The 17,814-nt window shown below is 49.1% G+C and carries 14 protein-coding genes; 7 read left to right on the top strand and 7 right to left on the bottom strand.

Annotated features, from left to right (window positions below):
- Nucleotides 1–309: 309 nt before the first annotated feature.
- Both AB4875_RS16600 and AB4875_RS16595 read right to left on the bottom strand, forming a co-directional pair.
- Nucleotides 310–2,172, bottom strand: a complete 1,863-nt coding sequence (locus AB4875_RS16600; protein ID WP_368377231.1) for a S8 family serine peptidase — start codon at nt 2,170–2,172, stop codon at nt 310–312.
- A 151-nt stretch (nt 2,173–2,323) separates the two neighbouring features.
- Complete coding sequence (locus AB4875_RS16595; protein WP_368377230.1) at nt 2,324–3,337, bottom strand: DUF2804 domain-containing protein; 1,014 nt, start codon at nt 3,335–3,337, stop codon at nt 2,324–2,326.
- Nucleotides 3,338–3,548: 211 nt separating this feature from the next.
- On the opposite strand from AB4875_RS16595, the gene AB4875_RS16590 reads away from it, so the two are divergent.
- The 5 genes from AB4875_RS16590 (at nt 3,549) to AB4875_RS16570 (ending at nt 7,398) form a co-directional block, all read left to right on the top strand.
- Nucleotides 3,549–4,277: a 4'-phosphopantetheinyl transferase family protein gene (locus tag AB4875_RS16590; RefSeq protein WP_368377229.1), complete on the top strand. Its 729-nt coding sequence runs from the start codon at nt 3,549–3,551 to the stop codon at nt 4,275–4,277.
- 211 nt (nt 4,278–4,488) lie between these two features.
- Nucleotides 4,489–5,283: a septum site-determining protein MinC gene (minC, locus tag AB4875_RS16585; protein WP_368377228.1), complete on the top strand. Its 795-nt coding sequence runs from the start codon at nt 4,489–4,491 to the stop codon at nt 5,281–5,283.
- 59 nt (nt 5,284–5,342) lie between these two features.
- Complete coding sequence (minD, locus tag AB4875_RS16580) at nt 5,343–6,158, top strand: septum site-determining protein MinD (RefSeq protein ID WP_368377227.1); 816 nt, start codon at nt 5,343–5,345, stop codon at nt 6,156–6,158.
- On the top strand, nt 6,155–6,409 hold the full coding sequence (minE, locus tag AB4875_RS16575; RefSeq protein ID WP_368377226.1) for a cell division topological specificity factor MinE: 255 nt from the start codon (nt 6,155–6,157) through the stop codon (nt 6,407–6,409). Before minD ends, minE begins: the two co-directional genes overlap by 4 nt.
- 362 nt (nt 6,410–6,771) lie before the next feature.
- Nucleotides 6,772–7,398, top strand: coding sequence for a hypothetical protein (locus tag AB4875_RS16570; RefSeq protein WP_368377225.1), 627 nt, complete (start codon nt 6,772–6,774; stop codon nt 7,396–7,398).
- Nucleotides 7,399–7,452: 54 nt separating this feature from the next.
- Here AB4875_RS16570 and AB4875_RS16565 read toward each other — a convergent pair whose 3' ends face one another.
- Nucleotides 7,453–8,292 (bottom strand): DMT family transporter, encoded by an 840-nt coding sequence (locus tag AB4875_RS16565; protein ID WP_368377224.1) that lies wholly within the window; start codon nt 8,290–8,292, stop codon nt 7,453–7,455.
- A gap of 195 nt (nt 8,293–8,487) precedes the next feature.
- Nucleotides 8,488–8,931 carry a YaiI/YqxD family protein gene (locus AB4875_RS16560; RefSeq protein WP_368377223.1) on the bottom strand — a complete coding sequence of 148 codons (444 nt, stop codon included), beginning with the start codon at nt 8,929–8,931 and terminating at the stop codon, nt 8,488–8,490.
- 240 nt (nt 8,932–9,171) lie between these two features.
- On the opposite strand from AB4875_RS16560, the gene AB4875_RS16555 reads away from it, so the two are divergent.
- Together AB4875_RS16555 and AB4875_RS16550 are read left to right on the top strand one after the other, a co-directional pair.
- Nucleotides 9,172–12,960, top strand: coding sequence for a response regulator (locus AB4875_RS16555; RefSeq protein WP_368377222.1), 3,789 nt, complete (start codon nt 9,172–9,174; stop codon nt 12,958–12,960).
- A 326-nt stretch (nt 12,961–13,286) separates the two neighbouring features.
- Nucleotides 13,287–14,477: a class I SAM-dependent rRNA methyltransferase gene (locus AB4875_RS16550; protein WP_368377221.1), complete on the top strand. Its 1,191-nt coding sequence runs from the start codon at nt 13,287–13,289 to the stop codon at nt 14,475–14,477.
- 84 nt (nt 14,478–14,561) lie between these two features.
- Here the strand turns inward: AB4875_RS16550 and AB4875_RS16545 are convergent, their stop codons facing one another.
- The 3 genes from AB4875_RS16545 to AB4875_RS16535 all read right to left on the bottom strand — a co-directional run bounded on the left by AB4875_RS16545 (nt 14,562) and on the right by AB4875_RS16535 (nt 17,715).
- The gene (locus AB4875_RS16545; RefSeq protein ID WP_368377220.1) at nt 14,562–15,674 is read right to left on the bottom strand and encodes a diguanylate cyclase; all 1,113 of its coding nucleotides are present in this window, start codon (nt 15,672–15,674) and stop codon (nt 14,562–14,564) included.
- Between the two features lie 197 nt (nt 15,675–15,871).
- A complete protein-coding gene (gene yghU / locus AB4875_RS16540) occupies nt 15,872–16,714 on the bottom strand; it encodes a glutathione-dependent disulfide-bond oxidoreductase (protein WP_368377219.1) in 843 nt (280 codons plus the stop codon).
- A gap of 407 nt (nt 16,715–17,121) precedes the next feature.
- On the bottom strand, nt 17,122–17,715 hold the full coding sequence (locus AB4875_RS16535; protein WP_368377218.1) for a tRNA-uridine aminocarboxypropyltransferase: 594 nt from the start codon (nt 17,713–17,715) through the stop codon (nt 17,122–17,124).
- Between the last annotated feature and the right edge of the window lie 99 nt (nt 17,716–17,814).

Raw genomic sequence — 17,814 nt, 5'->3', positions numbered from 1 at the left:
TACGTCTATTTTATTGTTATTCGACTCATTTAGCGCAGATACACATAACGCACCAAAAGTGTCATAAATGGATTGAATAATGATTCCAGCATCTTGTCAATGACTACACAGCTCAAACCAAGTCTGTGCACAAATATCACCATACAAAGCGATCATCTTGACCGAGACCAATAACTACCTCGTCTTCGGGCGATATCCAAAATGGCGCAGCCAATGCTCATCTCCACTAAACACATAAATTCCCGCAAAAAAAACGGCACCATATAGGTGCCGTTTTTCTTGTACTTACTAACTAGTCAGCAAAAAATACTAGGGATTATCGGTGTACAAAATATAATCACCACTGCCGCTAAAAGATTTTACGCGCCAGCGATAAGTACCCGAACTTCCGTTATATATGAGGGCCTCATCAGAACCATTGTTCTCACTTGAGGCTACTACCGACCAGCGCTGGAAAATAAATCCACTGCGTTTTTCCAAGTACAAGTCAAAATCGCTGCCCGCCGCGCCCTCTAAGAAGCCCCGGAACTGACCACCATTGCTGCTGAAGCCACCGCTACTTGGAGTGTACTGCTGAGCATTGGTGCCACTTAAGGTGCCGCTAGTTTGCGCGCATTCTGGGCAAGGACCACTACCCGGTAGAGACACCACTACCGATTGCGCAGCGGTATTTTGCTGACCGGCGGTGTCACTCACTGTTAAGGCGACGGTGTAACTTCCCGCTGATGCAAAGTTATGACTTGGCGTTGCACCACTTGCAGAACTGCCATCGCCAAAGCTCCATTGATAGCTAGCGATGCCGTTATCATCCGTGGAACTGCCAGCATTAAAGCTGCAATTTAGATCCGTGCAGCTATAAGTAAATGCCGCGCTAGGCGGGAAATCCGTCGGCGTGCCATTGCCAGCATCTGATATTTGCAACAGTAAATTGGGCGAGCCGGTGCCTATACTACTGAGTCTGCCCACAGCACCTTCGCCAACAAGCTGTGAGAATACCGCCGCCGGGCTTGCCGATGGATTCTGACCCAAGATCAATGCCGCCGCGCCAGCTACGTGAGGCGATGCCATCGAGGTCCCACTGATGGTATTGGTATCAGTATTGCTCTGATACCAGGCCGAGGTAATCGCTGAACCAGGCGCAAAAATATCTACACATGTGCCCTTGTTAGAGAACGATGAGCGCGCGTCATTCGACGACGTAGAACCCACAGTAAGCGCTTCAGCAACCCGATTAGGTGAGCCGGAACAGGCATCGGCATTATCATTACCCGCAGCAACAACAAAGGTAACACCCGCCGCAATTGCCGCTCGAACAGCCTCATCAAGTGCCGCACTGCTGCCGCCGCCCAAGCTCATATTGGCAACAGCTGGACTTTGATGATTCCCCGCCAACCAATCGATACCCGCAATAACACCTGAGTTACTGCCGGAGCCATTACAATCTAATACCCGCACCGGATACACCGTGGCAGCTTTAGCAACCCCCCATGTTGTACCCGCAGCAGACCCTGCGACATGAGTACCGTGGCCGTTGCAATCATCAACATCAGCAGGATCGGTACTAGAAAAGAAGAAACCAGAAGATACAAAGTTACGACCACTACCAACCCGACCGGTGAATTCTTGATGGGAAGTGCGCAGACCGGTATCAACAATATAGATATGGGTGCCACTGCCATCGCCGTTATAACTATAGCGGCCGTCCAGGGGCAAGCTGGGTTGATCAATTCTATCTAGGCCCCAGGTAGCGCTGTTTTGAGTCGCCGCGATAGTGACAACGCTGTCTTGCTCTACCAACTTCACCAATGGATTTTGCGCCAATTGGGCAGCTGCCTCTGGTGTAAGTTGAGCAACAAAACCGCGCACAACATACTCAAAACGACCCAGCAAAACACCGCCAACACTATCAAGTAGATCGCTAGTAAGGTCATCCAATGATAGGGCTGATAAGATCGGCGAAGTCGCCTTATTAAGTAGGACAATATACTGCCCTTCGATGGGTTCACCTGCCGTCAATCCATCAGATACCGAACTTTCAATGGCGGTCGCCTGCACATCGAGCGCATCGCCGACCGCGCCAACATCTACGCCGCCACTGCCACCACCGCATGCGGCTATAGAAGCCACAATTAGCCCACTAAGTAAAAGTCGCCCTCGTTTTATTACTGCCATACTGCCCCCACTATTTTTTGAATTTATCAATACTGATTAAAATACTTCCACAAAATGACAATTAAAACCACCGCATATCCAAAAAAATATCGGCCGCGCCAAACCTAATCGTCACCAATTCAAACCGCCCCAATCACGCATTAGCATTGCGTTACCAGCGGGCAAAATGATCTTCTGCAAAGCCCCAGCAGTTCTCCACAGGAATCAGTTCATCACCAACGCGAATTTCACCCTCAAACACCCCAAAATGTTGAGTAAAATTAGACGCCACAAAAAACGCATTCACTTTTTCTTTACGCTGCCCCATCGGCGTAAATCGCAAATCTACAATGCCGTCGGCTGACTGCATATGCCAGCAACTATCGGGCAAGTAACGATTAAATTGGAAATTAACCATATCCACTTTTATCAGGCGGTCATCAAGCCAGATTGCATTCTCGGTAAACCCAGTTTCATTCACGCCGGCGGCAAGATTCATTCCCAGCCTGCGACCATCTTTCAAGCTCGCCGACATACTCCCCCAATTCCAGAACGTCTCACCGCGCATATACCCCGCGGTCCAATCTACTGACGCCAAGGTATTGATCGCAGCCAAATCAATATTTTTATCCTCCCAGACAACGCTCCCGCGACAAGGTATGGCTGCATTTTTTTGGGTGTACACCCAGCCCTGATAACCCGCTCGGCTGCACATGGCCAATGGCGATGAATGCGACTCATCGAGCTCTGCGATGATGCTTACCCCAGATCGCAGCGCCACCGTTAAATGTCGCCGCCCAGCCTTCGCCTCTATGGATATTGTGTTTTTACCACTAGCAAAATACGCACGGCCATTATCTGGCTTAAGATCAATACTGGTTTTGCGAGCCAGCGGCTGTATAAAGCTAAACTCCTCAAAGGCTTCTGTTAGCGGCTCGTATAAGTAGACAAAGGCCTTACTTACCAATTTCAAATCAACAATCGCCACACCCACAATTAACTGCGGACTCACTAAGGCAATAAATTGAAATTGATTGAATTTAAAATGCTTGGCAAGGGCGCCCAATTTGCGGTCCATAGGGGAACGCAAATCGTAGTCCTGAAAATTAACGCATTCTATGCCGTGCTCAAACAGGCCAAACGCGGCTTGGCCATCTGCGCCAATCAGTGTGGCTTTACGATTCATCTCATCGCTCTCATTATTTTATGAACCTCTGCTACACACCCGCCCGCATTCTGTGGCAGTAAAACCAAGGGGTCAAATAAACAAAGCCCAAGATGTGACCCATCAGACATTGCGGGCCACTTTACCCTGAGGCACACTAGCACCAGATTAATGGCGAGATTGGCATGACTACTGCTATAAAAAACCCACCCCTTAAAGCCGCAGAACACGCATGAACGAGTTCAACCCAGCAGCTGGCGAGCCCTTTATCAAAGCGATTCACGACACCGAAACGCATCCCGGCTCGATACTGGTAAGCGCCGAATTCGACAACAGTATTTTTGACCCCAGTCAGTTTGCAAGCAATGCGGTGTATTGCCCCCCGCCGATGCTTCGTGCCAGCCGCAAGCGCCAAGCAGAGTATTTTGCCGGACGCTATTTAGCTAATGAAGCGATGAGCAGCTACGGAATAAGCCAGTTTAAACTGCTCGCCGACGCCAAGCGCTGCCCGCAATGGCCAAGCACCTTGGTAGGCAGCATTACCCACACAGATCAATATGCCGCTTGCATCGTCGCCAAAAAGTCCGCGATTGCCGCCATTGGTATCGACGCCCAAGACATTCTTGACGACAGCCGAGCCGAGCGCGTGCAATCACGTATTATCGACAGTGCCGAATCGCGCCTAATTACACAAAGTGAGCTCACACCCGCACTTGGCCTAAGCCTGTGCTTTTCTGCTAAAGAGGCAATCTACAAAGCGCTGTATCCCCGCGTTCAGCAGTACTTTGGTTTCAACGCAGCGAAATTACATAGTATTAACACCACCGACGGCAGCCTCACTTTTCGCTTTGATCCGGCATTATGGATTTTACACAACGAGCGCAACACGCTAACAGTTCAATACCAAATTAAGGACCAACGCCTGTTGAGCTGCGTGATGCTGTATACGGTGCAAAAATAGTACTAACACAGGCTGCCGGCAGAAAATAAGCCCACAAATGATCAATATCTACAAAGTCGAGCTAAACACCGCGAAAAACAGTTGAACAATCGCCGCGATCCCTTACTCTAAGCAACACTAGTTTTGGTATCACATTTTCGGCAACGGACCGCGTAAACTATACGCAGTATCTCGACGTCGCCCATCGACACAATATATTCAGGAAAACAGATTGCCACTTTTAAAGTCAGCTACCGGTAAAACCACGGCATCATCCGCCGCCTTTCGTTTAAAAGGGGGCTTATTCCCCCTCACTTTATTAGAAATTGCCCACTACGATCGCGCTGAATTTGAACTCCAACTACAGCAAAAATCCGCGGAAGCACCGGTGTTTTTTAATCAGACACCGGTTGTTCTCAGCTTCGAGGCCTTTGATGGCGATGCCGCCACTCTGCCGCTGAGTGAACTCGTCGATATCTGCAGATCACAAGGCCTGCTGCCAGTCGCATTGCGCAATAGCAATGCCGAGCTGCAAGCCCAAGCCAAGCATATAAATCTCGCCATTATGCCGGTGGGGCGAGTAAAGTCAGCCGACAATAATCCGCCCCCCAGCGATGCTCCGCCAAATAAACCCGAACCAGACAGTGAGGCACAAAGCCCATCGCCATCCCTTGAAAAGCCCAGTGAATTTAGTCACAGCAGCAGCAAAATCATCACCACGCCGATTCGCTCAGGCCAACAAGTTTATGCACCAGGCGGCGACCTCATTATTATGGCCTCGGTCTCTGCCGGCGCCGAAGTACTCGCCGACGGCAATATTCATATTTATGGCGCTCTGCGCGGCCGCGCGCTCGCCGGTGTCCTCGGTGACACCTCAGCACGAATTTTTTGTCAAAGCTTAGAGGCCGAACTGGTCTCTATCGCCGGCAATTTTAAAGTAGATGAAGACCTTCGCAAAGATCATTGGAAAACCGCAGTTCAAGCCCGTCTCGACGAGCAAACACTCTGCATTACACCACTGGTTTGAGCTAGGCTAATCGCCCTTTTACACAATTAACACGCAACGACCAAAGAAGGATTAAACCCTTGGCCAAGATAATTGTAGTTACCTCAGGAAAAGGCGGTGTGGGTAAGACCACCACCAGTGCCGCCATCAGCAGCGGCATCGCTATGCGCGGCCATAAAACCGTTGTCATCGACTTTGATATCGGTTTGCGCAACCTCGATATCATCATGAACTGTGAGCGCCGAGTGGTGTATGACTTTGTCAACGTCATTAATGGCGAAGCCAACCTTCGCCAAGCCTTAATTAAAGATAAGCGCGCAGAAAATCTTTATATTTTGCCAGCGTCGCAAACCCGTGATAAAGATGCCCTCACGGTCGAAGGCGTAGAGCGTATTCTGAAAGAACTCGCCGCCGATGGCTTTGAATACATCATCTGTGACTCGCCAGCAGGTATCGAGCACGGCGCATTTATGGCAATGTATTTCGCCGATATGGCCATTGTGGTTGCCAACCCAGAAGTCTCATCAGTGCGCGACTCTGATCGCATACTCGGCATACTCCAAAGCAAGTCGCGCCGCGCAGAAAATGGCGAACGCGTAGAAGAGTGCTTACTCCTGACCCGCTACAACCCTGAGCGCGTCGCCAAAGGCGAAATGCTCGGCGTTGAAGATGTCAAAGAAATCCTCGCCACCAAACTCCTTGGTGTGATCCCCGAGTCAGAAACGGTACTCAAGGCATCGAATCAAGGTATTCCTGTGATTCATGACATCGAGAGCCCCGCAGGCCAAGCATACTCTGACGCGGTCAGTCGCCTCCTCGGCGAAGAGGTTGAGCACCGTTTCATGAATATAGAGCAGAAAGGGCTGTTGAAACGCCTGTTTCGGAGGAGCGCATGAGCATATTTGACTACTTCCGCAGCGCAAAGAAAGACACCGCCTCGATCGCCAAAGAGCGTCTACAAATTATTGTGGCGCACGAGCGAAATCAGCGAAATCAGCCAGACTATCTGCCTAAGCTTCAGCAAGAGCTATTAGATGTCATTCGCAAATACGTGGATGTCGATCAAGATCAAGTTGAAGTTCAGCTCGACAACAACGGTAATTTCTCGGTGCTTGAGCTCAATATCACTCTACCCGATAGAGTGTAATTAAGGCCCTAGCGATATCGTCGCTGAGCCTAGCGGCTACAAACTAGAGACCTCATTAACACCCAGAAAACGGGACTGTTTGAACGTGCAAGCGTTCAAACAGTCCCGCCTGCATTGACCTTACTCGCGACATTCACGCAAATCAGCCACCGCTAGATAAGGCCTAGTCTCTCTCCCCGAAAAAAAATACCATCTTTGCACTTCACAGCTGGCTAATCATGCCCCGCACTAAGCAACGACACTTTAGCAAGCGCGCTATTTGCGGTTGGGATTAACTGCCAACATTGATAGTATTAGCGTGATATCAGCGCAGGATTGTGGCCAAATCTCAACCACGTAAAACAGCTATAAAAGAGTCTTATATGTATCTTCGTATCGCTTACGCCCTTCTCTTTGTCATACCTAGCATCAGCCTTGCTGCCGATTGCCAAGACAGCGATATTTTTAGCGAACAGTTGCTCAGCGAGGCTATTACCGAGCTTGTCCAAAACTTTGGCACGGCGGCCAGTACGCAGGCCATTTCCAGCTGCGAAGTTGGACCGGGCAGACAGCGGCAGATCAAACTAAGCGACCATGAGCAAGACCAAGAATTCAGCTACTACCGCATGGTTAGCTGCCAGGTAAATACCGCCCCCGATGAAATCAGTTGCAAGAGCAGTGAAGGCAGAAAGATAAAATATCGCGGTACCACAATAGACACTGACACAGCGCTGAGCGACACCAGCTATGATGACAAACAAACCAAGAATTATGTGCTCGCGCTAGATTGTTTTAAGCAAGGACTCCAGGCCGGCAAAGTGAAAATCCGCAAATATAATCAACTACTAGACACCACCCTGAGCATTCCCTTGGCGGCGGACAGCACGATTAACTCAATCAAGGTGCTAGCCGGTTTTCGACGCTATATTGTTAATACCACCCCCGAGCGCCATCGCTTCAGTGTGGAGCTTGACAAGGAATACGGCTGCTTTATTGAGCCATTAAAATAGAAAGACGCATGACATACATTTAGTCTTTGGTATTAGCACAGAAAGCGAAAACCACTATGCTTTCTGCTTGCTAGCGACAAACAATAATACCCCGCCGAGCACGGCTATCGATGCCAATCCAAATCGCGGGGTCACCGCCTCCCCCAGAAGTAGCACACCGCCAAAAGCAGCAATAACCGGAACGCTCAATTGAATGGTCGCGGCCGTGGTAGCCGCCAATGCGGGCAAAACTGCATACCACAAGGCATAACCCATTCCTGAGGCGAGGGCGCCCGAGGCAAAGGCATAGGCCGCACCCACCCACGTCACCTGAGCATTCCCCAGCACGACCACCAAAATAACGGCAAAGGGTACAGCGCGCATAAAATTGCCTGCGGTAGCCGCGGTGGGATCCGCCGTGCCTCGACCGAGCAAGGAATACGCGCCCCAAGAAACACCAGACAGCAGCATCAGTATTGCGCCCAGCAGCGGCGGCGACTCGATGCCGGGCAACATAAGCCACACTATGCCACCGCCGGCCGCAACAGCCCCGACCATCTGATAAATAGTAAGGCGCTCTCCCGCCCACAATCCGTAAACAATCATGGTTGTCTGCACCGCACCAAACAGAAGCAAGGCGCCGGTTCCCGCGCTCAAACTGATGTATGAGAAAGAAAAAGCCGCGGCATAGACAAACAAGGCAGCGGCCGACAACCAACTCCCACCCAGCTGATACCTTGGGAATTTAACCAATAGAAGCAGGCTGAGTATCGCTGCGCCCGAGGTAATCCGCACAAAAGTGAAACTCGCGGCGCCGATGTGGCCCGCCGACAAGGCTTCACGACAAAGCAGGGAATTAGCCGCAAATGCCACCATGACCATTGCAGTAAGTAACACCAACTGAATTCGCGACATGTTGCTACTTCGACTCCCGTATAAGCCTGTGATTCAAAGTAAGCAGTCTTGTCTTACTGCTCCCTATTTGCGTCCTAAGAACTTGCCCAGAGTTAGCGCAACGCACTGATGAAAATGAAAATCAGCGCGCAATTCAATACCAAGGCAAATAGTCTCAAGGCGATGTGTACTCGCTTGCAAGTAAACCCGGGCTTTTCACTGCTTGGCCAAATAGCGGTCGAGCTGATTCGCAAACATCTGTTTATCGGCCGAACTATAGGCCGCTGCGCCGCCGCTATGCACGCCTGATGAACGCATAGTGTCCATAAAATCACGCATTATTAGACGGCTGCGCACATTCTCAGTGCTTAATAACTCACCTCGCGGACTAAGCGCAAATGCGCCCTTCTCTATCACCTCCGCGGCCAAGGGAATATCACTGGTAATAACCAAATCGCCAGCTGAGGCGCGGCGCACAATTTCATCGTCCGCCACATCAAAACCGCTGCTTACCTGAATCGCCGATATATAAGGCGAGGGCGGCACGCGAACCGCCTGATTTGCAATTAAAGTCAGGGTAACGCCTGTACGCACCGCCGCCTTAAACAGTATTTCTCTTACTACTACCGGACATGCGTCCGCATCTACCCAAATTGTCACCGACACCTCGCTATTACTTTATATACCCGATAAACCATATCCACACTGCGCCACACAGACGACCAAGATGCGACATTTCGCCCCGCCTACACCACAGGTCAGCTAGTGTGCCTTCGCTAGTGTACAGATCTTTCAGCCGCCCCCTAGGGAAAGTACGAATATCCGTCGCCCTGAAGCTCCCTTAGGATAATTCCCTTGCAGAGGGTACTACGAGCGCATAAAGATGCAGAGAGCCAGTGCATGAAAGAACTGCTAGCGCGGTTAACAAACAATTACAGCGGCAAGGTGGACAGTGATCACCTTAACGCACCTCGTCGCCCAGATTCTGACAATATTCGATGGCTGCAAAAAGCAATATGGATAGTGACCGCGATAATCATCATTGCCATCGGCGTGTATATCGACAAACTCAACAATAGCAATCATAAAACAAGCGAACGCAGTGAAGCAGACAATGCTCTACAAGTGATAGCCGCCCGCTTAGAGGGAAATATCTTCGGCAACTTACAAACCTCTAAAGCCATGGTATCAGCGGTTTATTATAATCCCGACTTAGATCAAGACCAATTTGCGCAATTTGCACAGCCTCTTTTCGACGGCAGCGCGCAACTTAGAAACATCACCGCAACCCGAAATCTAACAGTCAAGTATATGTATCCAGTTGAGGGCAATGAGGCCGCGATAGGCTTTGATTATCACGACCGGCCAGATCAACTTAAGGATTTACTACGCGCGCGCCAAACCCAGCAAACCGTCATCTCAGGCCCTTTTGAACTTATTCAAGGCGGTCAAGGCTTGATTCTCCGCCTGCCGGTAGTTATTCCTGATGGTAGGCAGGCAATACCGCAAGTATGGGGAACTATCTCTGCGGTTGTCGACTTACAGCGCCTCTATGAGGCAAGCGGTCTACTTGCAAGCAACTCAGACTTGAACATTGCCATACGAAAAATAAATGGCGATACATCAGCGGCATTCTTCGGCAATAGCAGCTCTTTTTATGCCGAATCCCAGCCGGTAATAAGTGAAATTGCCATGCCCTCAGGAGATAAATGGGAGCTTGCGGCCATCCCCAAAAACGGCTGGTCAACCTTGGCAGAAAACGCCTATACACTGCGCGTCTATCTTATTCTCGCCGGTCTGATCATCTACTCGATGATTATAGTGACATGCCAGCAAATTAACCGTCGCCATCGCAATAATCTTTTACTCCGCAGCTTATTTGATCTATCGCCAAACGGTATAGCACTTAGTGAATTTAAAGACGGTAAATTCCTGCAAGTGAACGATACTCTGCTCGAAAGCACGGGCTATAGTCGCGACGAATTTATAGCATTAAATAGCTGGCAGCTTAGTGCCCGCAGCAAAGACGAAGCCGAGCAGTATCAAATACGCGCACTGCAAAAGACCGGTCGCTACGGCCCGTATGAGCGCAATTATATTCGCAAAGATGGCAGCGAATTTCCGGTAAGACTCAGCGGCGTTTTAATTCATGACGATGTCGGTAGATCATTCGTCTGGTCAATTATTGAAGACATATCTGCACAAAAGAAAACCGCTGAAATCATGCTACGCCAACAATCCCTAATGCGATCTATGGGCGCCCAAGCCCGTGTTGGCGCCTGGGAATACATTGTCGACGCAGACAAGATATATTGGTCTGAAATGACTAGAAAGATATTTAAAGTAAGCGACGACTTTTCCCCCACTCATAAAAACATCAAAGATTTTTCTTACACTCGGGACTCCCATCTGCGGATAACAAAGGCCATAGGGGAAGCGATAAAAGACGGTATTCCTTTTAGCGAGGAAATTAAAATACGCACCGAGAGCGGTCGTGAAACATGGATTCACATTACCGGCCAAGCGGAATTCCACAATAATAGCTGCAAACGAATTTACGGCTCCGTACAGGACATCGACATTCGTAAAAAAGTGCGTGATGAACTTGTCGAAGCCAAAGAAAATGCCGAAGCCGCCGCACATGCCAAAAGTGAATTTTTAGCAGTGATGAGCCATGAAATTCGCACCCCAATGAACGGTGTATTGGGCATGCTCAATTTACTCGAGAACTCACCACTAAATACCGATCAAGAACGCAAAGTTAATATTGCTAAAACCAGCGCCCAATCGCTACTAAGCTTAATCAACGACATCCTCGATTTTTCTAAAGTCGATGCCGGCAAACTCGAGCTTGAGAATATTACTTTTAATATCCGCAAGCTGTTTGATGATATTGCCGCGAGTCAAGCCCTACACGCCAATGAGAAGGGCTTGGAACTCATCGTAGATCAAAGCGCAATAGAACAAAGCTGGGTATCCGGCGACCCAGCGAGACTGCGTCAAATCGTCACCAACCTGCTAGGCAATGCCATTAAGTTCACGGCGAAAGGCAACGTTATTCTACGTGCGGCAGTGCGACCCAGAAACGGCAAGTTAATACTGAGTTGCGCCATTACCGACACCGGTATTGGTATTCCAAACAGCGAAATGAAGCGCTTGTTTTCACCATTTTCCCAAGTAGATGCCAGCACTACTCGCAAGTTCGGCGGCTCAGGCTTGGGCTTGTCGATATGCAAAAATCTATGTGAATTAATGGAGGGCAGCATATCAGTTGCCAGCAAATATCGAGAAGGCAGCACCTTCACCTTTAGCGTCTGCCTGCAGAGTAGCAGCGGCAGAGAGCATGGCGATCAAGCACTGATCAAAGCACGGAATCGGCAAGTGTTTATTGTCGATGACAATAGTGAATTTAAGACCTCCATTGCCAAGCAACTTCGGCAATGGGGGGCGCATATAAACCCCGTAGCTAACGCCACGGCGCTACTTACGACAAGCGACGCACCAAGTCAAAGCAATCATGCAAACTTAGTGATCATAGGCACGGACAACGAGAGTTTGAATGAAGCGATGTTGCTATGCACTCAACTTCGGCAACACCCAATATTTGAAAAATCGGCCATTGTCATCGTGGGTAATTTTGAAATCACTGATGTTGAGCAAATTAAATCCACAGGAGCCAATGCCTATTACTTAAAACCAGTATCTTATGCCGACTTAGTAAGCATCATTAATATTCAGCCGCATGAAAAACGTTTTCCAACAATTGCAAATACCGGCCAGGGCCTATCACCGCCAAACAACAGCAAGCAAGCTTCACCAGCGGATGCACATTACAATAACCTAAAACACGAGGAACTCAGTCAGCACAAGGTGCTATTGGTAGAAGACAATCCTATTAACCAAGAGGTCGGACGCTGCACGCTCGACGAAATCGGATTATCTACGGACATTGCGGAAAACGGCAAGCTAGCACTGGAGATGTTGAAAAACGCGGCACCGGATTACTACTCGCTCATTTTACTAGACTGCCAAATGCCAGAAATGGACGGCTATCAAGTGTGCAAACTTATTCGCACCGGCGCCGCAGGCGATAGCTACCGAGCCATACCGGTCGTCGCTCTCACTGCAAATGCAATGTCCGGCGACAAGGAAAAGTGCATGAGTGCTGGTATGAATGACTACCTGCCGAAGCCATTTACGCCTGAAGCATTAATAGAAAAGCTTCAGCACTGGCTGCCTATCCTGTCAGCGTCGCTCACATCAATTACGGCGCCACGCACGATCTCTAGCCAGAGCACTAGTGATAGCGACGATGAACTTCCTATTTGGGTCTGCGAAAAGGCATTAGACAGCGCCATGGGAAAACCGGCCTTACTGAATAAATTACTGCACTTATTCTGCGAACAAATAGACGTTCATATTAGCGACTTAGATCGCGCCTATGCCGCGTCTAACTTTGACGAACTCGCCTCAATAGCCCACGCCGTAAAAGGCAGTGCCGGACAACTTCACGGCACTCAACTTCACCAATGCGCCGCCAAGCTCGAACGAGCCGGGAAGAGCTGTGAGCTAGATACAATCACTCCACTCTATAAGGAGTTCAAACTACATAGCCACGCTCTCAAACTCTGCTTTGAAAATTACTTAACCGAAGACCAAAGTGAGGCATCAAGGGCAGAGTTAATCTAATCCCTTGGTAATAATCCGTCCAAAGCCTGTAAATCCAAGCCTTAAAGATGTGAGCCACAGGGCCGCTCGCAATCAGCCCCTTGAATACCTAGACTCACCAAAATGAATCTTATCCGCATGTCCCTTGGCTGCGATATGGAGATGTTCGACAGCAAGATTTCTCCACTACCGGTGACCCCGAAACGCGGCGCAATTCTAAGTAAAAATCTCAATCGCAACATCAGTAGTAATAACAATTGGCCTACGGGAAGCCTTAATGTATTTCACCCCACGCACCTATCAGGGATAATGCCCGCCTTGATCTTGACCAGCCTTAGGAATCCAACATGACACTTCAACGCCTCCGCCTAGCTAAAAATGAAGATAAACGTTTGCGTAGCGGTCATTTGTGGATCTACAGCAACGAAATTGACGCTGCTACAACGCCACTGCGCAATTTCACTGCGGGTGAGCACGTCATCGTCGAAAATCAACAGGGCAAAAATCTGGGTGTCGCCTATGTGAATCCACAATCATTAATTTGCGCCCGCCTCTTGAGTAGTGACGAACGCCCCATTGATGTTAACTTCTTTAAAAAACGCATCAAATCTGCGCTCGCCCTACGCGAAGCACTATTCGAGCATCCCTGCTATCGCCTCATCTACGGTGACAGTGATTTACTGCCGGGTCTTATTGTGGACCGTTTTGGCGATCACTTGTCGGTGCAACTCAACACCGCCGGCATGGACGCCATGCGTGACATTATTATCGAAGCCTTGGTGCGTATGCTGCAGCCGCTATCCATTCTGCTGCGCAACGACTCCCCTGTTCGCAAGCTGGAAGGCCTTGAGCTAGAAGTCGTCACCGCCTACGGTGAAGTGCCCGACGAAGTCGAGCTTATTGAAAATGGTGTACGCTTCTTAGCACCCCTGGCAGCCGGCCAGAAAACCGGCTGGTTCTACGACCAGCGTCCCAATCGCGAATGGCTGCGGGCATTAGCACCCGGCAAGCGGGTATTGGATGTTTTCAGCTATGTCGGCAGCTTTGGGGTTCAGGCGGCAGTCTTCGGCGCCAGCGACGTGTGGTGTGCAGACATATCTGAAACCGCGCTAGATATGGTGCACAAGAACGCTGAACTCAACGGCGTCGCCGATAAACTCAGCACGGTGCAAGGCGATGCATTCACCACACTGAAATCTTTGAAGGAAGCTGATGAGCGTTTCGATATCATCATCGTAGATCCACCGGCATTCATAAAACGCAAAAAAGATCAAAAGGAAGGTATCCTCGCTTACCGCCGCATAAACGAAATGGCAATGCGACTGTTAAATCCGGACGGCTTTCTTATTTCCGCGTCTTGTTCAATGCATATGCCAAGAGAAGAATTGCTAGATCTAGTACGCGCCTCCGCTCGCCATATTGACCGCCACGCCCAAATTCTTGCGGAAGGTATGCAAGGGCCTGACCACCCTGTGCACGCAGCAATACCAGAAACACGCTACCTCAAAGCGGTACTGAGCCGAATTTCCCGCGTCTAATGTTTTCACGTCCCCGCCGCGGCGCATAGCTAGCCTCGGCGAGGGATATGACGACAACTAACAACTCCAAATTGGCTATTTCAATTAGGTTCTCGAAGCCTTTTCGAGGCGTTTAACTTGATACATCCGCTGGTCGGCACATTTAAGTAGCGCCTCATAATCCTTGGCATGAATAGGATAAATTGACCACCCTATGCTCGCTCTCAAGGTATATTTACCGTGTTTAAGCGCCAGCGGCTCCTGCAGAATCAGCTTGATACGCTGCTCCCCGCGGTTCGCATCACCGTCACTTTTCATGTCGCGGCTAATGATGCAAAATTCATCACCTCCCACCCGTGCCACTGTGTCAGTCGCACGCACTCGATGACGCAATCTACGAGTGAACACCTCTAATATCTCATCCCCAAAATGATGACCATAATCATCGTTGGCCTTTTTGAAATCACTGAGATCGATGAAAAACAAGCAAAAACCACCGCCATTTCTTTCACAGCTTACTATTTCTGACTTCAGCAGCTCCAAAAAATGATGCCTATTAATCGCACCAGTTTGGGTATCGTGATTCGCCAAGTAATGATATTCACGACGCTCTTTAAGCAGGTTAGTACGTAAGGTTTTAGACATCTCGCTATAATAAAGTGCGACAAATGCGATAAAGCTATGAGTGGTTAAAATGCTAACGTAAAAGGCAATGCCGTCATCGACATACGGTATCGCCTTCTGTATCGGGAGGCCAATATACGGGGCCGCAAACAGCAATGACCAAGATAGCAGCGCCAAAGCTCCCCAAATTACCCCCGCCTTAAAATCGATACTGATGGTTGCCACCGCGGGAAAAATCATCAGGCAAATAGCAGCGGGCGATAAAATCCCGCCGGTTATCGCTGCCAGATAAATCAAGGCCAAGCTGAGAAAAGCCATAAGCGTATTCACAGCAAGAACGTGATGCCTCAAGCCTCGCAGTATATAAATAGAAAGCAGGGCGCCAACACCAACAAACGCGAATAAACCTCGCACAGTATGTAAATCATGCGACCCAAAGGGAAGAAAGTAACTCGCAATAAAAACGATGACCGACGTATAAAATAAAACACCAAGGATTAAGCTGGCCACCAAACGGTGACGGTACAACTTGGCACCACCGCCTATATTGGAGTGAAATGAGTCTATGAGTGGAATTAGATTAAAATATCCCAATTTGGTCATCCTTAACCTTGGTATTATTCTAACTAGCCTAGCACTGAGGGCGACAATCTAGCGCCCTGCAAAGATATGCATCAAAGAGTTAACGAAAATTATAGCTGTTTAGGAATAATAGACCAATTTTCTCGCCCGTGAATGGCCTGCGTATTTTATAGCAGTGAATCGCACGCCAATCACATACTCCTAGAACACTATTTAAAATCTGCCGAGCTATGCCGTTCCATCACCTGCTTGTCTTCTGGTCCCCAGACTCGATTCACTCTAATCCCGCGCTTCACTGCCGGCCGCTCTGCGATCTGATTCGCCCAGCGGAGTACATTGGTATAGGAGCTAACATCAAGGAATTCAGCCGCGTCATATAAATGCCCCTGAACCAGAGCCCCGTACCAAGGATAAGTAGCGATATCGGCGATGGTATAACTGTCGCCACAGAGGTAGTCGCATTCAGACAAATGCTTATCCAGCACGTCTAATTGCCGCTTCACTTCCATGGCATAGCGATCTATGGGGTACTGATATTTTTCAGGCGCATAGGCATAAAAATGTCCAAAGCCGCCACCCAAAAACGGCGCACTGCCCTGCTGCCACATAAGCCATGACTGGCAAGCCGCTCGGGTGGCCGCATCCTTAGGGTAGTAGGCGTCAAATTTCTCAGCCAAATAAAGTAGGATTGCCGCCGACTCAAAAACTCGAATTGGCGGATTCACACCGCGATCTAGCAGGGCGGGAATCTTAGAATTGGGGTTAATCTCAACAAACCCGCTAGAGAACTGTGAGCCATCGCCAATATTAACGGTGTAAGCGTCGTACTCGGCGGCACTGATACCCAGCTCCAGTAACTCCTCTAACATCACGGTTACTTTTACGCCATTTGGCGTTGCCAAGGAATGCAACTGCAAGCCGTGCTCGCCTACAGGTAACTCCTTGTCATGGGTGGCGCCAGATATCGGTCGATTAATATTACTGAATTTACCACCGCTTTGATTATCCCACTTCCAAACCGTTGGCGGGGTATAGCTATTAGAATCTGACATTGAAAAACGCTCCCATTATTTAAGATAAACTTCGAATTTTCAGTCCAATTCCGCTGATGACCGACGACCCAACACCACTGCGTATACTTTAAGCCGCGCGGCACAAGCGTTAACAAATAACAGCCATAGCTGCGGTAAATTGATCTTATGACAGAGTAAGACAATTAGTGATGATAGCGATAAACCGCCAGACAGAATCATGTAAGTTAACCTATTTATCACCGATGGCGCAAAATGTGGGGCCGGCAGCGTAACTTCGTGCCCCAGATATATTTATCGCGCCCTAATTATCGGCGCGAGATCACACAATGGACCTCTACCATTTCCCCTTCAAGAGCTACGCTAGATTATATTGAGACCGCATCACACGATGCTGAAATTTCAGATAGTGAGGGTCATAGTAATTCTTATAAATTATAATTTTTTTGGTAGGTTGCCGACCCCATGGCCTCGATTTGAAGATCAACCATCTTGAAAAACGCAGGTAAGATAGCTGAATAATCTTGATCAGGCAGCAAGCTATTGAGAACAACCACGGCTGCCTCGATAGTGGAAAGGCCATCTACCCTGGGTGATTTTCTAATCTTATATTGAGATGCCATCTCTGCCTGAATGGCGATACAGGGTAAATCCGTCAGCCAGGGATTTAGATGCATTAGACGAGCAACTTTACGCCACGTGCCGTCTAATAAAATAATATTTTTGATATGTTTACCCACCAGCTGATCCGCAGTGATCGCGCGCTCAGAGGGGAAAACTAACACGCTTTCTTCCTGCCATGCCTGCCCCATAATCACAGTGGGATCAAAGTCGTCTCCCACCACGCGTACAGCACCTACAATGGACTTCTCTAATATAGGCGCAGAGGATAAAGCGTGTTTGGCTTCTTTTACGTCTTGCAAAATAATCAGCCTATAAGGGCAGGTCATAGTTACAAGGGCATCGCACAAGCAGGTTTTAAGAGGTCGGTCGCAGCCTTTACACACAGCGCGCTTCACCATACTGCCACCCCCTAGTTAGTTAGAACCGCTACAATAACGAATACACGCCAACAGTATCAGGCATTCGGTTTTTAAACTCCTAGCAAACCCCGCCCCAAG

This window comes from Zhongshania sp. R06B22 (genome assembly GCF_040892595.1).
In the GTDB taxonomy this organism is placed as follows: Bacteria; Pseudomonadota; Gammaproteobacteria; order Pseudomonadales; family Spongiibacteraceae; genus Spongiibacter; species Spongiibacter arctica.
Note: the sequence above shows the minus strand (reverse complement) of the source record. Positions and strands in the feature narration are given on the sequence as shown.

Excerpts from the sequence above, each read along its gene's own strand:
- AB4875_RS16600 (WP_368377231.1), bottom strand. The coding sequence starts at position 2,172 with ATGGCAGTAATAAAACGAGGGCGACTTTTACTTAGTGGGCTAATTGTG.
- AB4875_RS16595 (WP_368377230.1), bottom strand. The coding sequence starts at position 3,337 with ATGAATCGTAAAGCCACACTGATTGGCGCAGATGGCCAAGCCGCGTTT.
- AB4875_RS16590 (WP_368377229.1), top strand. The coding sequence starts at position 3,549 with ATGAACGAGTTCAACCCAGCAGCTGGCGAGCCCTTTATCAAAGCGATT.
- minE (WP_368377226.1), top strand. The coding sequence starts at position 6,155 with ATGAGCATATTTGACTACTTCCGCAGCGCAAAGAAAGACACCGCCTCG.
- AB4875_RS16570 (WP_368377225.1), top strand. The coding sequence starts at position 6,772 with ATGTATCTTCGTATCGCTTACGCCCTTCTCTTTGTCATACCTAGCATC.
- AB4875_RS16565 (WP_368377224.1), bottom strand. The coding sequence starts at position 8,292 with ATGTCGCGAATTCAGTTGGTGTTACTTACTGCAATGGTCATGGTGGCA.
- AB4875_RS16555 (WP_368377222.1), top strand. The coding sequence starts at position 9,172 with ATGAAAGAACTGCTAGCGCGGTTAACAAACAATTACAGCGGCAAGGTG.
- AB4875_RS16550 (WP_368377221.1), top strand. The coding sequence starts at position 13,287 with ATGACACTTCAACGCCTCCGCCTAGCTAAAAATGAAGATAAACGTTTG.
- yghU (WP_368377219.1), bottom strand. The coding sequence starts at position 16,714 with ATGTCAGATTCTAATAGCTATACCCCGCCAACGGTTTGGAAGTGGGAT.
- AB4875_RS16535 (WP_368377218.1), bottom strand. The coding sequence starts at position 17,715 with ATGGTGAAGCGCGCTGTGTGTAAAGGCTGCGACCGACCTCTTAAAACC.